Source organism: Parafrankia sp. EAN1pec (genome assembly GCF_000018005.1).
Classification (GTDB): domain Bacteria; phylum Actinomycetota; class Actinomycetes; order Frankiales; family Frankiaceae; genus Parafrankia; species Parafrankia soli.
The window spans coordinates 5,062,701-5,081,715 of record NC_009921.1; the positions used below are offsets into that span (position 1 = coordinate 5,062,701).

12 protein-coding genes are annotated in these 19,015 nt (G+C 70.3%); 4 read left to right on the forward strand and 8 right to left on the reverse strand.

Going from position 1 to position 19,015, the window contains the following annotated elements; genetic code table 11:
- Nucleotides 1–2 precede the first annotated feature (2 nt).
- The 4 genes from FRANEAN1_RS20650 to FRANEAN1_RS20670 form a co-directional block, all read right to left on the reverse strand.
- Complete coding sequence (locus FRANEAN1_RS20650) at nucleotides 3–974, reverse strand: MoxR family ATPase (protein ID WP_020461765.1); 972 nt, start codon at nucleotides 972–974, stop codon at nucleotides 3–5.
- A 24-nt stretch (nucleotides 975–998) separates the two neighbouring features.
- Nucleotides 999–2,879, reverse strand: a complete 1,881-nt coding sequence (locus FRANEAN1_RS37270) for a hypothetical protein (protein WP_157472734.1) — start codon at nucleotides 2,877–2,879, stop codon at nucleotides 999–1,001.
- Between the two features lie 355 nt (nucleotides 2,880–3,234).
- Entirely contained in the window at nucleotides 3,235–5,907 is a 2,673-nt protein-coding gene (gene fxsT, locus FRANEAN1_RS20665) for an FxSxx-COOH system tetratricopeptide repeat protein (RefSeq protein ID WP_198145341.1), read from the reverse strand.
- 66 nt (nucleotides 5,908–5,973) lie between these two features.
- Nucleotides 5,974–10,248, reverse strand: coding sequence for an AAA family ATPase (locus FRANEAN1_RS20670; protein ID WP_020461768.1), 4,275 nt, complete (start codon nucleotides 10,246–10,248; stop codon nucleotides 5,974–5,976).
- A 141-nt stretch (nucleotides 10,249–10,389) separates the two neighbouring features.
- Between FRANEAN1_RS20670 and FRANEAN1_RS20675 the strand changes: the two genes are divergently transcribed.
- On the forward strand, nucleotides 10,390–10,860 hold the full coding sequence (locus FRANEAN1_RS20675; RefSeq protein ID WP_041254500.1) for an NUDIX domain-containing protein: 471 nt from the start codon (nucleotides 10,390–10,392) through the stop codon (nucleotides 10,858–10,860).
- 68 nt (nucleotides 10,861–10,928) lie between these two features.
- Here the strand turns inward: FRANEAN1_RS20675 and FRANEAN1_RS20680 are convergent, their stop codons facing one another.
- The 3 genes from FRANEAN1_RS20680 to FRANEAN1_RS43775 all read right to left on the reverse strand — a co-directional run bounded on the left by FRANEAN1_RS20680 (nucleotide 10,929) and on the right by FRANEAN1_RS43775 (nucleotide 13,969).
- Nucleotides 10,929–12,173: a homoserine O-acetyltransferase gene (locus tag FRANEAN1_RS20680; protein WP_020461770.1), complete on the reverse strand. Its 1,245-nt coding sequence runs from the start codon at nucleotides 12,171–12,173 to the stop codon at nucleotides 10,929–10,931.
- Nucleotides 12,170–13,465 (reverse strand): bifunctional o-acetylhomoserine/o-acetylserine sulfhydrylase, encoded by a 1,296-nt coding sequence (locus tag FRANEAN1_RS20685; RefSeq protein WP_020461771.1) that lies wholly within the window; start codon nucleotides 13,463–13,465, stop codon nucleotides 12,170–12,172. The genes FRANEAN1_RS20680 and FRANEAN1_RS20685 overlap by 4 nt, the downstream gene beginning before the upstream one ends.
- A gap of 411 nt (nucleotides 13,466–13,876) precedes the next feature.
- A complete protein-coding gene (locus FRANEAN1_RS43775) occupies nucleotides 13,877–13,969 on the reverse strand; it encodes a putative leader peptide (RefSeq protein ID WP_338045467.1) in 93 nt (30 codons plus the stop codon).
- 197 nt (nucleotides 13,970–14,166) lie between these two features.
- Between FRANEAN1_RS43775 and FRANEAN1_RS20690 the strand changes: the two genes are divergently transcribed.
- Both FRANEAN1_RS20690 and FRANEAN1_RS20695 read left to right on the forward strand, forming a co-directional pair.
- On the forward strand, nucleotides 14,167–15,387 hold the full coding sequence (locus FRANEAN1_RS20690; protein ID WP_020461772.1) for a 2-oxoglutarate and iron-dependent oxygenase domain-containing protein: 1,221 nt from the start codon (nucleotides 14,167–14,169) through the stop codon (nucleotides 15,385–15,387).
- Nucleotides 15,384–16,790, forward strand: coding sequence for a bifunctional o-acetylhomoserine/o-acetylserine sulfhydrylase (locus FRANEAN1_RS20695; protein ID WP_020461773.1), 1,407 nt, complete (start codon nucleotides 15,384–15,386; stop codon nucleotides 16,788–16,790). The genes FRANEAN1_RS20690 and FRANEAN1_RS20695 overlap by 4 nt, the downstream gene beginning before the upstream one ends.
- 188 nt (nucleotides 16,791–16,978) lie before the next feature.
- Here FRANEAN1_RS20695 and FRANEAN1_RS20700 read toward each other — a convergent pair whose 3' ends face one another.
- Nucleotides 16,979–17,179: a hypothetical protein gene (locus FRANEAN1_RS20700; RefSeq protein ID WP_041254502.1), complete on the reverse strand. Its 201-nt coding sequence runs from the start codon at nucleotides 17,177–17,179 to the stop codon at nucleotides 16,979–16,981.
- Nucleotides 17,180–17,477: 298 nt separating this feature from the next.
- On the opposite strand from FRANEAN1_RS20700, the gene FRANEAN1_RS20705 reads away from it, so the two are divergent.
- On the forward strand, nucleotides 17,478–18,809 hold the full coding sequence (locus tag FRANEAN1_RS20705; protein ID WP_020461774.1) for an HNH endonuclease signature motif containing protein: 1,332 nt from the start codon (nucleotides 17,478–17,480) through the stop codon (nucleotides 18,807–18,809).
- Nucleotides 18,810–19,015: the final 206 nt, after the last annotated feature.

Genomic DNA, 19,015 nt, shown 5'->3' on the forward strand with positions numbered 1-19,015 from the left:
GGTCACCGCCGCCAGCCGGGCGCTGGAACCGAACCCACGATCCGGCTGATCACGTCTTCCGCCTTCGTCTGGTCGAACCGAGCAGACGGTGCGAGGATCACCCGGTGTGCCAGCGCGTCAACCGCCAGTTCCTTGACGTCCGCCGGCGTGACGAATGCCCGGCCCTGCACCGCCGCCAGTACCTGCGCGGCGGACTGCAGGGCCGTCCCGGCCCGCGGGCTCGCGCCCAGCACGACGCCCTCCGCCGACCGGGTCGCCCGGACGATTCTGGCGATGTATTCGGTGACCTCGTGGTCGACGTGCACAGACCGGGCATAGCTTGTCATCCGCAGCACATCCGTCCGGTTCAGCACCACACGGCAGTCCTGCGGTACGAGACCCGCTCGATGGTTACTCAACACGGCAATCTCCGCGGGAAGATCCGGATATTCGATCTTAACCCGGAGCAAGAAGCGATCAAGCTGCGCCTCAGGCAACGGATAGGTCCCCCGCATCTCCACTGGATTCTGGGTCGCGAGCACGAGGAATGGTGGATCGATCGGCCATGAGACTCCGCTCACCGTGACCTGGCGTTCCGCCATCACTTCAAGCAACGCCGACTGGGTCTTCGGTGATGCTCGATTAATCTCGTCGGCCAGCAGAAGATGAGTGAACACCGGACCCTTGCTAAAAGCAACTTTCCTGGTGTCAGGATGGAAGACTTCAGTGCCAGTAATGTCCGACGGAAGAAGGTCGGGCGTGAACTGGACCCGCCGGAACTGCAGGCCCAGCACAGCGGAAAGGCAGCGCACCAGGGTGGTCTTTCCCAGACCAGGCGGCCCCTCCACCAGCAGGTGCCCGCCAGCGAAAAGACATATCAGACCACGTCGAACCGCCGTTCCGTCACCTTTGATCACGCTCGCAACACTATCCGCCGCAGCACTGAAATTCTCCGCGAACATCTCGGCAGAAATCCGCGTCTCCATACTGCTCATAACGCCCTCCGAACGGACCACGGGTCAGCAGGGACGCACCGCGTATCGTGGTTCCATCCCAGTGTCGGGAATGCTGATATAGTTCGTCGGCACATATCCCGTGGCCCCCTGATAGGTAATCTTGTACCAGGCGAATGTGCCAACCCGACCGGGATAGACCGGGTCAGCGTATTCGACGGTGGATTCCGCCACGCAGTGCAGTTCGACCTGATTTCCCATCTGCCCGTCCGGTACCGGAGGAAGCGCCGTCCCGATCGGGGTACCGTGTGGGGCGTCGCGAAGCGGCACCGTATAGGTGGGGTGTCCGTAGTTGCAGAAGTCACACAGCTCCCAGGCCCGGATATCAAAGGAGAAGGTGTTCGCGGCCGATGAGAAAGTCAGGGTCGGCGTGTCGCCGGTGTAGGTGACGTTGAAGCGCGTTGAGGTGCTGCCGGGCGGCAGCGGCCCGCCGTTGCCGGCACCACCGCCACCCCGGGCACCGGCCATCCACGCGAGGTCGGTTGGGCCGCCCTCGCCAGCCGGAAGCTCCCACGAAACATCCACGTAGCCGTTTCCGGCCTCGACGACGACCCGACCAAACGCGGTCTGGTGCGTATACGGCCCATTCCGACGAGTGATCGGAATGCCACCGTTCTCGCCCGGCCGGCGCGCCGAGTCCGTCGAGTCGTCGCCGGTGAGGTCGGGGACTCTCTCGGGCGGGCCGGTGGCCGCGTCGTCCGCTCCGTCCTCACCGGAGGGCCCGGCGTCGCCACCCCGGGCGGGTGAGGTGGCCCGGGCTGGAGGTGTTGCGGATGACGGGCCGGCGCCGCCCGCAGCCGGCCCCGCTGACGGCGTACCAGGCACCGAACGCGTGGGGATCGCGCTGGCCGGTGTTTTCGGATTCGGATTCGGATTCGGCGGAGCGGTGGCGGCAGGTGTTCTGGTCGGCGACGGAGCGATCGGGGGTGCCGCCGGTTCCCCGTACTTGACGATTCGGTGGACGACTCCGTCATACACTGCCACCGCATCCGGCGTAGACATGGCATTGGCCCACACCATCCCGCCGGCCCGGAAGAGCTCGAGGTCGGTGGCGGCGGTCGCCGTCACCGAGATGGGCGATTTGAACTCATGGCGTGCCAGGTCGTATACAGCGAGGCGTCCGCTGCCTTCATCCGGGACGTAGACCAGCCCGTCGGCGACGAGTGGTGCGCCCAGCGGCCCGACCGCGACCGGAATGCTCTCGATCCGAGGCTGTTCGCGACCGGGTTCGAGCACCGCGAGCCGGCGTGAACCTGGCAGGGCGAAAACCAGCAGCGGGCTGTCCCCCGCGGCGGGAAGCAGCGCGGTGCCCTCGTAGTCGGCGCCGAGCTGTATTCGGCGGCTCGTGGCGCCGTCGGCCCGCAGCTGTCCCGCGGTCCCGTCGTTGCCATTAAGAACCCAGGTCTGGCCGGCCACCCGGGCGAACACCAGATGCGGCCCGGGTGCTCCGGCCGGCACTGGCATACCGGCCACGTCGTTCTCGACGAGCGTCAGGGCGCCCAGGTCGGGCAGGGCCACCCAGAGCCGTTCACCGCCTTCCTGGAGCGCCGTGTCACCCGCGCGGCCAGGCAGGGCAACCATCGGACCGGCGGGTCGCAGTGTCCGAGGATCAAGCCGGTAGACAGTCTCGCTGGCAGGATCGAGCACATATGCCCTTTTCCCTGTGGCGAGAATCCTGGCCCCGGCCGATTGCAGGCTTGCGCCCCGGGTCGGGGCCAACAGCCGTGGATCGATGCTGGACAGGTAGGCGTTCGCGGCTACGAGAACAAGATCGTCCGTCTGGACGACCTGAACGGCGTCTCCCGGGCGAGTGATCCCGACCGGAGCGGCATCAACCCGACCCGCCAGGCCGTTGACCCGGACGATCTCGCCCTTCCGAGTACTCACTAGCCATGCGGAACCGCTGTACACGACAGGCTCCGAGGAATCAGCTTCAGCCGGCAGGAAAACCGCCGCGATCAACGCGAGAGCAAGAAGCGCCGCACCGACGCCAATCACATGCGGGATGGCGTCGATATTCGGCGAGCACACCAGACGCTGCGCACCCTTAGTGAACCGCACTCATCCCCCAGCCGTACCGCCGTCGGCATTCCCCGTAAATGCCGGCCGGACAGTCACCGTGGGTCATCCTAACAGCTCCCTATCCGCAACAGGCAGCGGCCGAACATCGACTCCTTCGTCCCCCGGTCCAAGGAGCGGACAACCATGCGATTGTGCCGTTCCAGGAGTTCGAACGGTGGGGTCACCTGCCGCGAGTTCTGGCGAGGCGTCTTTCGGTGCGGCGGGTCTCAGGGTGTTCGGATCCGAGCACGGATCTGCGGCGGCGGAGGGTGTCCTCGAGGAGTCGGACGGCATCGTCGTACCGGCCGAGCCCGCCCAGGTCCCGGGCAAGGTTGTGGGCCACGTGCAGGGTTTCCGGGTGGTCGTCACCGAGGGCGCGGCGAAGCCGGTCGAAGGTGTCACGGTGCAGGTCGTGCGCGGCCTGCAGGTCACCGAGCCGGAACAGGTCAACGGCGAGACTGTTCGCGATGCGCAGAGTATGCGGATGGTCCGGGCCAAGGACCCGACTCGACCTGCTGTGCGAGTCCTGGTGCAGATCACGGGCCGCTTCGAGGTCGCCGAGGACGTAGTGCAGCACCGCGAGGCTGCTGGCGGCCAGCAGTGTGTCGGGGTGGTCCGCCCCGAGTACCCGAAGCGAGGTCTCCAAGGTCCACTGCGCCAGGTCGCGGGCCTGCTCCTGCAGGCCGAGAGCGCGCAGATCTCGGGCGAGGTTGCGGGCCGACGACAGAGTCTGCCAGTGAGTCTCACCCAGCACGGCACGTCGCCCGGCGAGGACCTCCTCATCAAGTTCACGTGCCGCCGCTACCTCCCCGAGACCGTGCAGGTCAAGGGCAAGACTGCCGGCGATCTCCAGCGTCTGCGGGTCATCACCGCCCAGGACGGCACGCGCGGTAGCCAGCGCCGCGGTGTTCCAGTCACGGGCACCGGCCCGGTCCCCGACACCCCGCAGGTCGAGTCCGACCGCGCCCGCTGAACGCAACGTCTCCCGGTTCTGGGCGCCGAGGACCCGCAGGCGCCGCGCATGGGTGTCGCGGTCGACGACCTCGGCTTCGCCGAAGCGCCCTGCCCCGCGTAGCGCCTCGCCCTGGCGGTGCGCGGCGGCGAGCCGATCAAGGTTGTCCAGCCCGCCAAGCCGCGTCCACGTGTCGACCGCCGTGCCCGCCAGACGGACCGCCGCGGCGTGCTGGCCGGTCCTCGTCAGGTAGTCGACGACCGCCAGCACCAGTTCACGCAACGCCGGGCGGCCTCCGCCGTCCACATACCGGAACAGCACCGGCACATGCGCCGCGAGTTCAGCGAACACGGGCCACGTAGCGGGGTCGCCAGCGTCGGCCGGCGCCGCCGCGAGCAGGACGTCCGTGGCCTGCGCGATCGTCCGTTCCCGGTCCACGACGGCGAGTTGGGCGCGCAGCACGGCCTGGGTGAGCCGGTGCAGCTCGAAGGTCCCGCTGGAGACCTGCGCCAGCGCGGACGTGTCGATGCCGCGAAGTACCCGGGTCCTCGCGACGACCGGTGGCAGCTCAGGCAGAACCGCCGCCGTGACGGCGTCCAGTACGTGTGATGCCAGCGGCGCTGGAGCGAGGAACCCCGCGAGACGCAGTGCCTGCGCAACCGGTGGGTCGTTGCGCACGAGCCGGTCCATCGCGGTGGCCACCGAGCCCAGCAGGCCGGCCCGGTAGTCGGACGGGCTGTCGGCGAACGCGGTCGACACAGCTGTCGCGACCAGCTCGAGGTAATCGTCGGCGCTGACCCCGGTCGTGGCGAGGTAGGCCGCGGCCTGGCTGATGGCGAGCGGAAGGTGGCCGAGCACCTCTGCAACGCGTAGGGCGTCGGACTCCGAGAGGTGGTCGGCGCGGCACCGCAGCAGCGACGCCGCCTCGTCGGGTGAGAACGGTACGACAGTGCGTATCTCGCCGAACTCTCCCAACATGCGACTACGGCCCGTTACCAGGACGTCTCCCCGGCCGGCGACGGGCCACCAGTCGGCGAGCAGGTGACGGTCCTCGACGTTGTCGAACACGACCAGCCAGCCGGTCCGGTCACGCAACGATGCCAGTGCCCGCCTGGCCCGCCGTTCAACATCGGGGTCGTCGGGCAACCGGAGCGCGTCGGCCAGCCCGTGGAACGACTCCACCACCGCCGCCGACGCAGCCGCATCCACCCACCAGACCAGTGAGTACCGGGCCGCAAAACAGTAGGCGTACTCGACCGCGAGCTGCGTCTTCCCGACTCCGCCGATCCCGATCACCACCTGGGAGCTGACTCTGTCGACACCCGCTGCCCGAAACCTGTCGTACATGCCCGTAAGCATCGCGTCCCGACCCACGAACCACGTGGGACGGCGCCAACGCACATTCCACATTTTGGGCAGGGACCCAGGAAACGGCACGACAGGTGCTTCGTCGGCATCGTTCCCCGCGCTCGCCCGGCGCGCTGACCCGCCAGGAAATCGACCGTCGAACCTCCGTGGGGTCTCCTCCAGGCCCGCGGCTCGCAGCAGTTTCCGTCGTGCGGCGGCCTCGTCCACCCCGTGGAGCGAGATGTGCCCGATTGCGGCAAGCACCGCGGGCGGGTCGCATTCCGCTACCTTGAACGGCAGCAGCACCTGCCGACTCAACGCCACCGTGCACTCCGCCGTACACCAGCTCGATTCAAAATAGGAGGGCGAGTACAACGCGATGGTCCGCCGAGCCGCCGCCATGGAGCGGCTCATCCAGACGACAATGTTTTCGCCGGGAACCGCGTCCCACGCCTGCAGCACCACGGTCTCACCTGCCGTCTCGAGCTCAGCCGCGACCCACTCCGCCCACAACCGGTCAGACCCCGCGTAGGAAATGAAATAGCCAACACTCACGCCCGCGGCGTCATTCCAACCCTGCAACATTCCCCCGTAAAAAACGATGCGGACGAGGTGGCACTCCTATCGACCGAGGCGCACGCGCGCGTCGCGTATCAGCTGGTCCGTAGCGTGGGCCGAGGGCTCGCCGGGCTCCGTGTCCGGCAGGCCGCTGAGCGGCGTCCGCCTGATATCGGAGACGTCCCAGGTCCGAATCGTCCCGTCGGCGGACGCGGTGGTGACGACCATGTTCGTGGTGCTGGCGTCATCGACGGCCCACACCGCCCCGACAACCGGGCCAGTATGCCCGACCAGCGAGGTCAACCGTGCTCCGGTGTGTGAGTCCCATACCGACGCCGTGTGGTCCGCGGACGAGGTGACGATGCGCTCGCCGTCCGTGGACCAGTCGACCGTACTGATCTCACCTTCATGACCGACGAGTCGGTGCAGCTCCCCGGCTATCCTTCCGTCCGCGGCGCCGAGCACCAGCACCGTGCCGTCTGTCGCGCCAAGGGCGAGCTTCTCCCCGGTCGGGCTCCAGGCAACGGAGGTGAGCACCTTGTCAGTGCGATGCTCGTCCACGGTCGCCTCCGCGGTGTTGATGGTGAGCCGGTTGTCCTCCGCCGCCAATGCGAACTCGGGACGGCTCGGGTGCCATGCCACCGCTCGCAGGAAGTTCGGGTGCGGGCGCCGCTCGTCCCGGTCGAGCCACTCACCGTCGGCACGGTATCTACGGACCACCCGGTCGCGGGCAGCGGTGACCAGTTCGACGCCGTCCGGCGACCACCGGGCGTCCTCCACGCCCTCGCGGGCGTACAGCGTGTTTTCCAGCGCGTAGTCCACGTTGTCGACGCGCCAGATCCGGGCGGTGTTGTCCCGTGACGCGGTCAGCAGCCGGGTGCCTGACGGAGACCACGACACAGACCGAATCGTGTTCCGGTGCGCGGCGGAGAGCGTCCGCGTCCGCGTGCCGTCCGGCCGCAGCACGACGACATCAAAACTGTTGCCGGTAGCGCTGGTCGGGCCCGCGGCAACGGCCACCGCGATTTCACCCGTGACCCGTGACCGGTCCATCGCACTGGCCGGCGCCCCGACCAGGACCAACGCCGTCTCGACCGCGCCGATTTTCCACACCCGAGCGGTCCCGTCGTCCGAGACGGAGATCAGCTGGTCGCCGGCGGCGGACCAGGCCACGTCGCAGACGCCCTGCCGGTGACCGCGCAGAGTGAGGACCCTCCGGCCGGAATGGACGTCCCACACTCCGATGGAGGTATCGGCCGACGCGCTGGCAACCCGATTGCCGAGCGGTGACCACGCGACCCTGCGGACCTGGTCCGTGTGGCCGGACATCCGGCGCAGCTCGACTCCGCCTTCGATCTCGAAAACCTTGATGATGTTGTCCTGCCCCGCGGTCGCAATCCGCCCGCCGCCCGGGCTGAAGCGCACAGACCGAACGGTTACACCGGGATGCGCCGCGATGCGGCGGGGCGCCGGGACATCGGCGTCCCGATCCGAGGGCAGGGTCCACAGATCGACCACCCCGTCCTCGCAGGCCGTCGCGATCCGCGTGACGTCCCCGGTCACGATGTCGGCGTCCCAGATTCGGATGCCGCGTTCCGGGTCCGACCGGCTCCGAGGGCCCCCACCCCGAGAGCCTCCATCAGACTGGCCCCCCTCGGTCGGACCGGCCTCCGCCGTGGCCGCCTCGGATGGCTTGCTGAGAAGCTCGTAGTCCGGGCGACGACTGCGCCGCTCGGTGGACCAGAGCACCGCATGGCCCGAGGCACAGGCGGTCAGCACCTGGTCGCCGGCCGGGCTGAACCGGACTGCCCAGGGACGGTCCGGCAGGCGGAACGACCGGACCTCTCGCCCCGTGTCAAGTGACCACACTCGTGTCGTCTCGTCGGTCGAGGCGGATGCCACCAGATCCGCGGACGGTGACCAGGCAACCGAACGCACCCATCCATCGACCTGCTCAATCTGGTCCTCGCCGTGCGCGAACGCGTTGACGAGGTCGCCGGCGCTCAGATCCCAGATCCGGATGACGCCATCGCGTGAGCCCGTGGCCACCCGCGATCCGTCCGGCGACCAGGCGACTCCCCACATACCCGCGGAACGGCCGACGGAACGGTCTGTCAGCAGCCTGGTGCTCCGCAGCTGAGCCTCGGCTCGGTGCACCGCTGCCCGCCAGCCCTCGAGGCTCGGCGCGGACAGCTGAACAGCCAGTGTCTCGGGGTCCGAGTTGGTTCCCGCGCCGACTAGAAGACGCAGGCCGTCCTCCGGCCGCTCCAGCAGCACCGCCTCCTGGACGAGCCGGCCCAGAACCCGCTGGATTGACAGCCCAGCCAGCTGGACGGCGTCAGCGGAGATGCCAGCCGTGACCAGTGCGTCCGCCAGGTTCGGCCATCCCCACGCCGTCACCGTCTGATCGCCCCGCACGTCCCGGGACGGCAGGAGGTCAGCGAGCAGGAACTGGACACGGGACTGGCCTATGAGGTCCTCGTCCCGCTTACCACCCGCCAGCCAGGCGGCCGCGAGTTCCTCCAGCTCACCGCGGGCCCGCAGGGCCTCACGCTGCCGACCGAGGTGGGCACGCAGCCGCGGCCAGTCGCCGAACAGGCTCTCGTGTGCGACCTCCAGAGCGTTGTCGCCGACGTCCGCGATGCCGAGGACCCGTTCCGCGAGCTCCCCAGCCCGTTGTTCCGTGCCCTGGGCGACAAACAGCGACCGGGTGGTGGTCAGCACTCGGCGCTCGACGAACGGCCTTAGCAGTCCAAGCTCCTCGTCGCCAATTTCCGTGATCATCAACGGCCGCCGGGTAAAGCCCCGGTCCGGGCCGACCGACGCCAGCCTGCTGAGGAGGTCGAGCATGCGATGCTCTGCGGCGCGCCGGTCGACCGTCGCGCCTGAACGGCCGAGGACGGCCCGGCCGATCTGCTCGAGCGCCTCCGCCAGCGCCGCTTCGGCCTGTTCGCGCAGCACGTCCTGCACCCGGCCGGCGCGGTCGTACTCGCCCCGGCGGATCGCGCGCGGCTCCCGGTCCCCGCCCGGGTTGACCCGGTCCCACAGTCGCGCCAAGGCGTACGCCAGCATTGGTAGCGAGCCGCGGGCACCGTCCTCGACGATCGCGCTCAGCGCATCCGTCTCATACGACCAGCCCAGCTGATGGACGGGCTCACTGACCACAGCGAGCAACTCGCGCCGATCCAGAGGACGGACCAGATGGGCCTGCTGCATCAGCGCACGAAACGTCGTCCCGCGAAGCAGGTCGTCGAGATAGTCGGACCGCACCGTGTATACCAGCCAGGCGTTGCGGTACGAAGCCTCGACGAGCGCCTCGGTCAGCACCACGGCCTCCGCCTGCTGGACTGACAGGTCGTCGGACCGTCCGCCGGACGACTCGTTCCACCGCTCATCCGGCCTTTTCTCGGGCCGCCCCCGGACCGGCTCGGATGCCGCCAACACGAGCTCCTCGGCCTGGTCGAGGACAATGAGCACACGTATCTGTCCGCCGGGCGGTCGGGCGGACGCCGCGGCTATGAGTTCGTCCAGCATGGCGGCCAGAGCAACGCGGTCGGCGCGGATGCGCGCCTCGAGTGTCGCCGCGGGGACCGGGGGCAGGCCGACCTCGGCGCGCTGGATCGACAGCGCCTCGGCGAGCCCGCGAACCGCGCCCGTGCTCGGCGTGACCGGGCCGAGGACATGCCAGCGCGCTGTCCGTGCGGCGGACGAGGGCATACCACGCAGCCGAGGCACCAGGCCGGCCAGAACCAGCGACGACTTTCCAACCCCGGAAGGGCCGACGACCGCCATGGCGCCGTGCGCACGCGGCTCGATGGCGGCCGCCAGCCTGCCGATGTCGTCATCCCGGCCGAAGAAGACCGCGGCGTCCCGCTCCCCGAATGCCGCAAGGCCGGGGTAGGGCGAGGTTCGACCGGGCCCGGTCCCGACCCCGCGCGCCTGCAGGAACGCGATCACCGTGGCTAACGCGGCCGCGACGGACTCCTCGTTGTCCGGGCGGACCCGGATTCCCTGCAGGGCTCCGGTCAGCGCACGTCGGGAGGCCTCGCCCACGACGATCTCGAGGAACGGGGCACGCGGCTTGCGTTCACGGAAGATCGCGACCTCGGTTGAACACCACTCGTCAAGCGCTTTCGGGGTCGTGATGGCGATGAACGCCTCGCTCACCAGAAGGTTTCTCCTGATGTCCGGCGCCCATGCCGCCCCCGGAGCAGTCCGGTGCCCCGGCACCCGATAGTTGTAGTAGTCGGTGTAGCCGGCCGCTTCGAGCGCACGCACTACCCGGTCAGCCAGCGCCCCGCCCTCGGCCGCGTGAAAGCTGACAAAAATCCTGCCCATGGCAACCCCCGTATGCCGTGCACGGCGGTCCAGGGCCTGGCCCTGCCGATACCGCGCGGCAGTACCGTACTACGCGTGACCATGTGGCGTGCGTCCCCCTCCAGCGCGCCGGTAAGCCGCCAGCCAAAGATGTGGAGTGCCGTGCCGAAGGCAGATTATTTCCAGGATCCTGACGCGCCCGCCGCCAACAGCCTCACACCGGTAGTGAATGTCGCCATCCGAGACGATGCCGGCCGGCTGCTGCTCATCCGGCGTTCCGATGACGGCTACTGGGCGCTGCCCGGCGGGTTCATGGACTGTGGTGAACGCATCGCCGACGCCGCTGCCCGCGAGGTGCGGGAGGAGACTGGCCTGATGGTGAAAGTGACCGGGATCGTCGGACTCTACACGGACCCGGCGCATGTCACCGCCTTCGACGACGGCGAGGTGCACCAGCAGTGCACCGTGTGTTTCCACGCCACCGTCGTCGGCGGAACTCCGCGGCCAACGGCCGAGGCGGCCTCCGTCGACTACTACGCCGAGGAGCAGCTCACGGCCCTGAAAATCCATCCCGTAATGCGGCTCAGGATCGAGCACTGCTTTACGGAGAACCAGCCACCCTACATCGGATAGCAGGGCACGCTGGAGTGATACCCGCCGGTCGGACAACGGTCGGACGCCCCGACAGATTCACCTTCAGGTCATGACGACGGTGTCCTTGGGCCCGTCGCCGCGGGAGTGAGCGCGTCGCGCACGATCTGGCCGACGGCGGCCGTCTCCAGCAGGAAGCCGTCGTGGCCCGACGCGGACGGGACGAGACGCAGCTCGGTGCCCAGGTGGCGGGCGAGCTCGGCCTGCAGGCGCGGCGGGTAGAGGCGGTCACTGTCGATGCCGGCGACCGTCACCGGGACGGGGCAGGCCCGCAGCGCCGCCGGCACGCCGCCACGGCCGCGGCCGGCGTCCTGGCTCATCATCGCCGCGGTCAGCGTGAGGTAACTGCCGGCGTCGAAACGGTGCGCCAGCTTCGCCCCGTGATGCTCGACGTAGGATGCGGCGGCGTAGCGGCCGTCCGCCTGCACCGCGTTGCCGAACCGGTGGGCCAGCTCGCGCTCGCTGCGGTAGCTGACCTGCCCCATCTGCCGGGCCAGGCCCAGCCCGACGTGCGGCCCGGCCCCGGGCGGGCGGTCGTGGTAGTCACCGCCGTGCCAGTTCGGGTCGGCGCGGATCATCGCGAGCTGGGTGGCGTAGAGCGCGATCTGTTCGGCGGTCGCCGTCGCTCCGCAGGCGATCACGACGGCGCGCCGTACCCGGGCGGGGAACGCCAGCGCCCATTCCAGCGCCCTCATCCCGCCCATCGAGCCGCCGATGACGGCCGCCCACCGGCCCACGCCGAGCTCGTCGGCCAGCAGGGCCTCCGCCCTGACCTGGTCGCCGACGGTGATCTCCGGCCAGCGGCCGCCCCAGGGACGTCCGTCTGATGCGGCGGAGGCCGGGCCCGTCGTGCCCTGACAGCCGCCGAGGACGTTCGGGCAGACGACGAAGAACCGGTCGGTGTCGAGGACTGCGCCCGGCCCCACCAGCCCACCCCACCAGCCCGGGGTCGGATGCCCCGGCCCGGCGCCGCCGGCGGCGTGACTGTCACCGGTGAGCGCGTGCAGCACCAGCACGGCGTTACCCGCGTCGGGCGCGAGCGTGCCCCACGTCTCGTAGGCGATCGTCACCTCGGGCAGCGAACCACCGCGTTCCAGGGTCAGCGGGCCGGCCGACCTGACGAACCGGCGATCTCCCACCGGGTCGCCGGGGCGCCACGCGGCCGACGCCGGCGGCGGCGGCGACGGCGACGGCGACGGCGGTGCCGGTGCCGGCGTCGGCCGCGGACCCGATGGTGGCCGTGGTGGCGGCGCCGGCTGGCTGGCGGGTGCGGCGTCCTGACGCTGGTCGGTCATCCGGACTTCGCGGCCCGGAAGCCTGCGTCGAGGTCGGCGAGGATGTCGTCGATGCCCTCGATGCCCACCGACAGCCGGATCAGGTCGGGGGTGACCCCGGTCGCCGCCTGCTCGGCGTCGGTGAGCTGCGAGTGGGTGGTCGTCGCCGGGTGGATGACCAGCGAACGGACGTCGCCGATGTTGGCGAGGTGGCTGAACAGCTCCAGACCCTCGACGAACTTCCGGCCCGCCGCCGCACCGCCCTCGATACCGAACGCCAGCACGGCGCCCGCGCCGCGGGGCAGGACCCGGCTCGCCCGCTCGTACCACGGCGAACCGGCCAGCTTCGGGTAGGCGACCCAGCTCACCTCGTCGCGCGCCCGCAGCCACTCGGCGACCCGCTGGGCGTTGGCGCTGTGCCGCTCCATCCGCAGTGACAGCGTCTCCAGGCCCTGCAGGAACAGGAAGGAGTTGAGCGGCGCGACGGCCGGGCCGAGGTCGCGCAGGAGCTGCACCCGGGCCTTGGCGATGTAGCTGCCGTGGCCGAGGGCGTCCCAGTAGACCAGGCCGTGGTAGCTCGGGTCGGGGGTGGTGAAGTTCGCGAACCGCCCGCTGGCGCCGTAGTCGAACCGGCCGCTGTCGACGATGATCCCGCCGATCGAGGTGCCGTGGCCGCCGATGAACTTGGTCGCCGAGTGCACGACGATGTCGGCGCCGTGCTCGAACGGCCGGTGCAGGTAGGGCGTCGCCAGGGTGTTGTCGATGATCAGAGGTATCCCGGCCTCGTGCGCGACGGCCGCGACGCCCTCGGTGTCGAAGACGTCCCCGCGCGGGTTGCCGATCGTCTCGCCGTAGAAGGCCCGCGTCTCGGGGCGTACCGCGGCCCGCCAGGCGTCAAGGTCGTCCGGGTTGTCGACGAACGACACCGAGACGCCGAACTTGGGCAGCGTGTAGTGGAACAGGTTGTAGGTACCGCCGTAGAGGTTCGCGGAGCTGACGATGTGGTCGCCGGCCTCGGCCAGGTTGAGGATCGCCAGCGTCTCCGCCGCCTGCCCCGATGCCGTGGCGAGCGCGCCGACCCCGCCTTCGAGGGCGGCGACGCGCTGCTCGAAGACGTCCTGGGTGGGGTTCATGATCCGGGTGTAGATGTTGCCCGGCTCGCCGAGCGCGAACAGCGCGGCCGCGTGGTCGGTGTCGCGGAAGACGAAGCTCGTCGTCTGGTAGATCGGGACGGCTCGCGCACCGGTCGTCGGATCGGGCTGGGCGCCCGCGTGGATCTGCTGCGTCTCGAACGACCAGTTCGACTCGGTCATGGCGGAAGTCCCCCTCTGGCGGTGGTGGCACGGCGGAGCCTGGTTCGGGGTGGTTCTCGGACGGCGGCGTGGACGGGGGGCCTCACGGGGTGCGCCACGCCCATCTCATGGCCTGGCCGGCCCCCCGGCGCACATCCGTTGGTCGCGGCCGGGTGGCCGTTCGGCACCTCGGCCCGGGGCCGGAAGAAGGATGCCCCGCCCGGAGCGGAATGGCGTGGATACACGCCGCGCCGCCACCACTTCGCCGGGTCATGGCCTGGCCGCGCGTCGGCCGAGCGGCCCCGCTCGCAGTGCGGGTCACGGCGGTGCCGGACCACATGTACCGGACGGCGGGCGCCACCGGACGGATGCGTGCGGCCCGTGGGAGCAGCGCGAGCGTGGGAGCGAGGTGTCGCGCTCGCCCGGCGGGAACTAGCCGAGCGGCCGGCCGCCGGTACAGGCGGCCGAGGTGACGCGGAGCAGATCGATGTACTCCCGACGCACCAGCATCAGCGGAGTCGACATGCCCGAACCGAAACACGCCGGATACCGGGCCGACAACACGCGTCCAACGTGTCCCACGCCACACTCCCGTGTGTTATCAACCAAATACCGAACGTCCCGCAGACCCACAACCTCGCCTTTCACGAAAAACTACTTCTCCGATCGGGAAAGCTAGTAAAGTCCCGCCGACGCGTCCCGCCCGGAGCAGGGAGGCTCGCATGCCCGACTCCCCCGCTCGTCCGCGCGCCGCGAGCGCGGGTGCCGCGCGGCTCCCCGTCCTCGACCTGCGCGACTACACCGCGCCGGACGGCCGTGCCGACCGCCGGGACTTCCTCGACGCGCTGCGCGCGGCCTGCCGCGATCCAGGCTTTCTCCAGCTGACCGGGCACGGCGTACCTTCCGGCCTCACGGAGCGGATCATCGCGGTGAGCCGCGCGTTCTTCGACCTGCCGCTCGCCGCCAAACTCGAGATCGAGAACGTCCACTCCCCGCACTTCCGCGGCTACACCTGCCTCGGGCACGAGATCACCCGGGGCAGGCCGGACCTCCGCGAGCAGATCGATATCTCCGACGAGCGGCCGGCCCGCGTCCTCGGGCCGGACGACCCGCCCTACCTGCGTCTGGACGGGCCCAACCAGTGGCCGGCGGCGCTGCCGGAGCTGCGCGTGGCCGCCCTCGTCTACCTGGCCGAGCTTGGGCGCGTCGCGCGGGTGCTGGTGCGCGCGCTCGCCGAATCGCTGGGGCTGCCGCCCGACCACCTGGACCCGACCTTCTCCGCCGAGCCCCGCTCCCACCTGAAGCTGCTGCGCTACCTGCCGACCCCTGCCGGCAGCGCCACCGGACACGACGCTGCCGGACACGACGCCGCCGAGCCCAACGCCGCCGCGGACGGCCAGAACGTCGACCAAGGCATCGGCCAGGGCGTCGGCGCGCACAAGGACGGCGGCTTCCTGACCTTCGTCCTGCAGGACGGCGTCCGCTCAGCCCGCCAGGACGGCGCCCACCCGGCCCCCCGCTCCCCCACGGGCCCGTCCGGCCTGCAGGTCGCCGACGGCGCGGGCGGGTGGATCGAGGCCGCCGCAGTGCCTGGCGCGTTCGTGGTGAACATCGGCGAGATGTTCGAGCTGGCCACCCGGCGTTACTACCGGGCAACCGTCCACCGGGTCGTGAGCCCACCACCAGGCCACGAGCGGGTGTCCGTGGCGTTCTTCTTCGGGCCACGGCTGTCGGCCACCCTCGAACCCATGCCGCTGCCCGATGCCCTCCTCGCGGAGATCCCCGACGCCGAACCACCCGACCCGGAGAACCCGATCTTCGCCCAGCACGGGACGAACACCCTGAAGAGCTGGCTGCGCAGCCATCCCGAGGTGGCCCGCCGCCACTACGCCGACGTGGCACCCCCGGCGGGCGTGGCGCCGACGGCCGGAGGCGGCGCGTGACCGACACCATCGGCGCCTCCCCGGCCCGCCAGAACACCGCCGCGCCGGCAGGCCAGAAGGCCGTCACGCCGGCGCCCCGCGAGAGGGGCGAGCCGGGGCGGCCGGCGGCGGGCACGCCGGACTGGTCGTTCGAGACCCGGCAGATCCACGCCGGGACCCGCCCCGATCCCACGACCGGAGCCCGTGCGGTGCCGATCTACCAGAGCACCTCGTTCGTGTTCCCGGACGCGGCCTACGCCGCCGGTCTGTTCGCCCTCACCGAGACGGGTTTCACCTACACACGGGTGGTGAACCCGACGCAGGACGCCCTCGAGCAGCGCGTCGCCGACCTCGAGGGCGGTGTCGCCGCCCTGGCGACAGCCAGCGGGCAGGCCGCGCAGACCCTGGCCGTCCTCAACCTCGCCTCCGCCGGCGACCACCTGGTGTCGTCCGCGTCGCTCTACGGCGGAACGTACGCCCTGTTCCGCCACACCCTGGCCGACCTGGGCATCGAGACCACGTTCGTCGACGACCCGGACGACCTCGACGCCTGGCGCGCGGCAATCCGACCGAACACCGCGGCGTTCTACGGCGAGACGATCGGCAACCCGCGCGGGAACGTCCTCGACATCGCCGGCGTCGCGGGGGTCGCGCACGAGGCCGGGATACCGCTGCTCGTCGACAACACGCTGGCCTCGCCCTACCTGGCCCGCCCACTCGAGCATGGGGCTGACGTCGTGCTGCACTCGGCCACGAAGTTCATCGGCGGGCACGGGACATCCATCGGCGGGATCATCGTTGACGGCGGCCGGTTTGACTGGGGCAACGGGCGCTACCCGCGGTTCACCGAACCGGACCCGGCTTACGACGGCCTGGTGTTCCTCGACGCCTTCCCCGAGACGGCCTTCATCCTGCGGGCCCGCGCGCGGCTGCTGCGCGACCTCGGCCCCGCGCTGGCGCCGATGAACGCGTTCCTGCTGTTGCAGGGCCTGGAGACGCTGTCGCTGCGGATGGAGCGGCACAGCGCCAACGCGCTGCGCGTCGCCGAGTGGCTGGCCGCGCGCGACGAGGTCGGCTGGGTGGCCTACCCGGGGCTGCGCTCCAGCCCGTGGCACGCCGCAGCGGCGCGTTACCTGCCGCGCGGCACCGGGGCGGTGGTCGCGTTCGGCCTGCGCGGCGGGGCGGCGGCCGGGCCCGCGTTCATCGAGGCGCTGGAGCTGCACAGCCACCTGGCGAACGTCGGCGACGTCCGCTCGCTGGCCATCCACCCGGCGTCCACCACGCACGCGCAGCTGCGCGAGGACGAACGGCTCACCAGCGGGGTATCCGCCGACCTGGTCAGGCTCTGCGTCGGCCTCGAGGGCGTGGACGACATCCTCGCCGACCTCGACGGGGCGTTCCGCGCGATCGCGGGACCCGCCTGAGAGTGGCACCATGCATCATCAGCCCGGCTTCGGCTGGCATGCCAGCCGAAGCCGGGGGGCGGACGGGCCGAGCGGTGTGGCGGCGTCGTGGCCGAGCCCGGCCGGTGCGTCGTGACCGGTGGGGGTGGCCGCGTGCGCCGTCGGATCAGACAGGCGGCTCGGGCCCGTCTGCCGTTGCGTTCGGTACGTTATCCACAAGCACTCTCGGTGAGATCGGTGACCGCCGCGTAGTCCAGGAAAGGGGCTGCGGCAGCGAGGATCGCGTCAAGGCACGTGCCGATGCGCGCCGCCTGAAACTGCATTGCCAGAGCGAGTCCCTCTGCGACGAGTGCCGACACCTGCTGAATGTCGGGTGATTCGCTGCAAATCACCGCGAGGGCTTCACCCATGCGGAGATAAACTCTTTGAGCCGAGACACACCGAGGGCAAGAAAGGCCAGGATCGTCGGGTCCCGCTTACTGTCTCGGCAAGTATCGCACCGACGGACCCGGTAAGCGACTCGCGGGCACCGCATTAAGCGAACGGCATGCGACTTTCCGTTAATCCGCCTCCTGTTCGCAACGAGAAATCTTCCTGGGTGAATGTGGACTTGGTGTGGTCTCGTCTGGTTCGCGCTTGTCGGGGTGGCCCGGACACCCCTATGGTCGAACGTGTGTTCGATCTGATTGTGGGGTGGGTGTCGGCGCCATGAATACCGCGCGGAGTGTGCAGGTCGACGGGGACGGTTCCAGTCCGGTTGACGTGCCGGAGCAGGAGAGAACGTTCGAGGGGCGGGTGCGTGGGCTGCTGGTGCGGATCGGTGCGGCGGTCCGGTCGATAGCGGCGGGGAACGCGGACCTGCTGGGGCTGTTGGCGCAGTTCGCCGACCTGCGGCCCCCGGCGGCCGGCCGGGAGGTTCTGTCCGACGAGTTCGCTCCGGAGGATGTCGCAGCGGTGCGGGGGGTGTCCCCGCAGGCCGCGGCGAGTCAGATGCTGTTCGCGTGCACGGTGGCGCGCCGGCTGCCCGCCGCGGTGGAGGCGTTGAAGGCCGGGGTGCTGGACGTGCAGCGGCCGCGTTCGTTGGAGAACGCGGTCCGTCCGCTCGACGGTCCGCTCGCGGCGCAGGTCGAGGCCCGTGTGCTGGCCGGGGGTGCGCGGCCGACCCGGGGGGCGTTCACGGATGCGTGCCGTCGTGCCGTGCACACGGTGGACCCGGCTGGGGCGGCCGAACGCGCGCGGGCCCGGAAGAAGGAACGGCGGGTGTGGGTCTCGCCGGGGGAGGACGGGACGAGTTGCCTGTCGGCGGTGCTGCCCGCCGACGAGGCGACCGCCTGCTACCAGCGGGTCGACCAGATCGCCCAGGGAATCGCCGCGCACCGAGGCGGCGGGGACACCCGCAGCCGTGACCAGATCCGCGCGGACGTCCTCGTCGATCTCCTGTGTGGGCGGGTCGCGCATGCGGTGCCGCTGCCGTGTGAGGTGCAGGTCGTGGTGCCGGTGACGGTGCTGCTGGGGTTGGCGGAGGATCCCGGGGAGATTCCCGGGTACGGGCCGGTTCCCGCCGCGGTGGCCCGGGAGATGGCCGCACGGCCGGGGTCGACATGGCGGCGGATCCTCGCCGACCCTCAGGGCACGCTCGTCGAGATCGCGGACCGGCGCCTACCGACCGCGGCCCAGGCCCGGCACGTGCGGGCACGGAACCGTAGCTGTGTCTTCCCGGGCTGCGCCCGTACGTCGCGACGCGCGGACATCGACCACACGGTGGCACACGTGAGCGGCGGGCCGACGCTCACCCGGAACCTCGGGCCGATATGCCGCAAGCACCACCGCATGAAGCACTCCGGCCGTTGGCGGCTGACACAACCGCGGGAAGGAACGTTCGTCTGGACGGGTCCGTTCGGGGCGACGCTCGTCACCCACCCACATTCATACATCGAACCGCAGAACAAGGCCGGTACGACGGGAGGGGGTGGTGATGAACCGTCGGGCAACACCGCCTCGGGGTGGAAAATACCCCACGACACACAGCCACCCTTCTAACCCCCACCACACCCAGAACCGGACCAGAATTCGAATCTGGCGCAGCAGAACCACGAGCATCTCGACCTGCTCGGCGATGTCCAGCAGCGGCGCCCGGCCCCCGCGGATGCGCTCCGGAGGGAGATCATGCTTTCCGGTTGCCGAGCCCTGTTCCGCGCCCTGTAGAGCTCGCCGAGTACACGGCCGGGGTCCGCTCGATGAGATCG

Bases quoted from the DNA above. Each gene is read 5' to 3' on its own strand.
- FRANEAN1_RS20650 (WP_020461765.1), bottom strand. From the start codon at position 974: ATGAGCAGTATGGAGACGCGGATTTCTGCCGAGATGTTCGCGGAGAAT.
- FRANEAN1_RS20670 (WP_020461768.1), bottom strand. From the start codon at position 10,248: ATGGGCAGGATTTTTGTCAGCTTTCACGCGGCCGAGGGCGGGGCGCTG.
- FRANEAN1_RS20680 (WP_020461770.1), bottom strand. From the start codon at position 12,173: ATGACCGACCAGCGTCAGGACGCCGCACCCGCCAGCCAGCCGGCGCCG.
- FRANEAN1_RS20685 (WP_020461771.1), bottom strand. From the start codon at position 13,465: ATGACCGAGTCGAACTGGTCGTTCGAGACGCAGCAGATCCACGCGGGC.
- FRANEAN1_RS43775 (WP_338045467.1), bottom strand. From the start codon at position 13,969: ATGTCGACTCCGCTGATGCTGGTGCGTCGGGAGTACATCGATCTGCTC.
- FRANEAN1_RS20690 (WP_020461772.1), top strand. From the start codon at position 14,167: ATGCCCGACTCCCCCGCTCGTCCGCGCGCCGCGAGCGCGGGTGCCGCG.
- FRANEAN1_RS20700 (WP_041254502.1), bottom strand. From the start codon at position 17,179: ATGGGTGAAGCCCTCGCGGTGATTTGCAGCGAATCACCCGACATTCAG.
- FRANEAN1_RS20705 (WP_020461774.1), top strand. From the start codon at position 17,478: ATGAATACCGCGCGGAGTGTGCAGGTCGACGGGGACGGTTCCAGTCCG.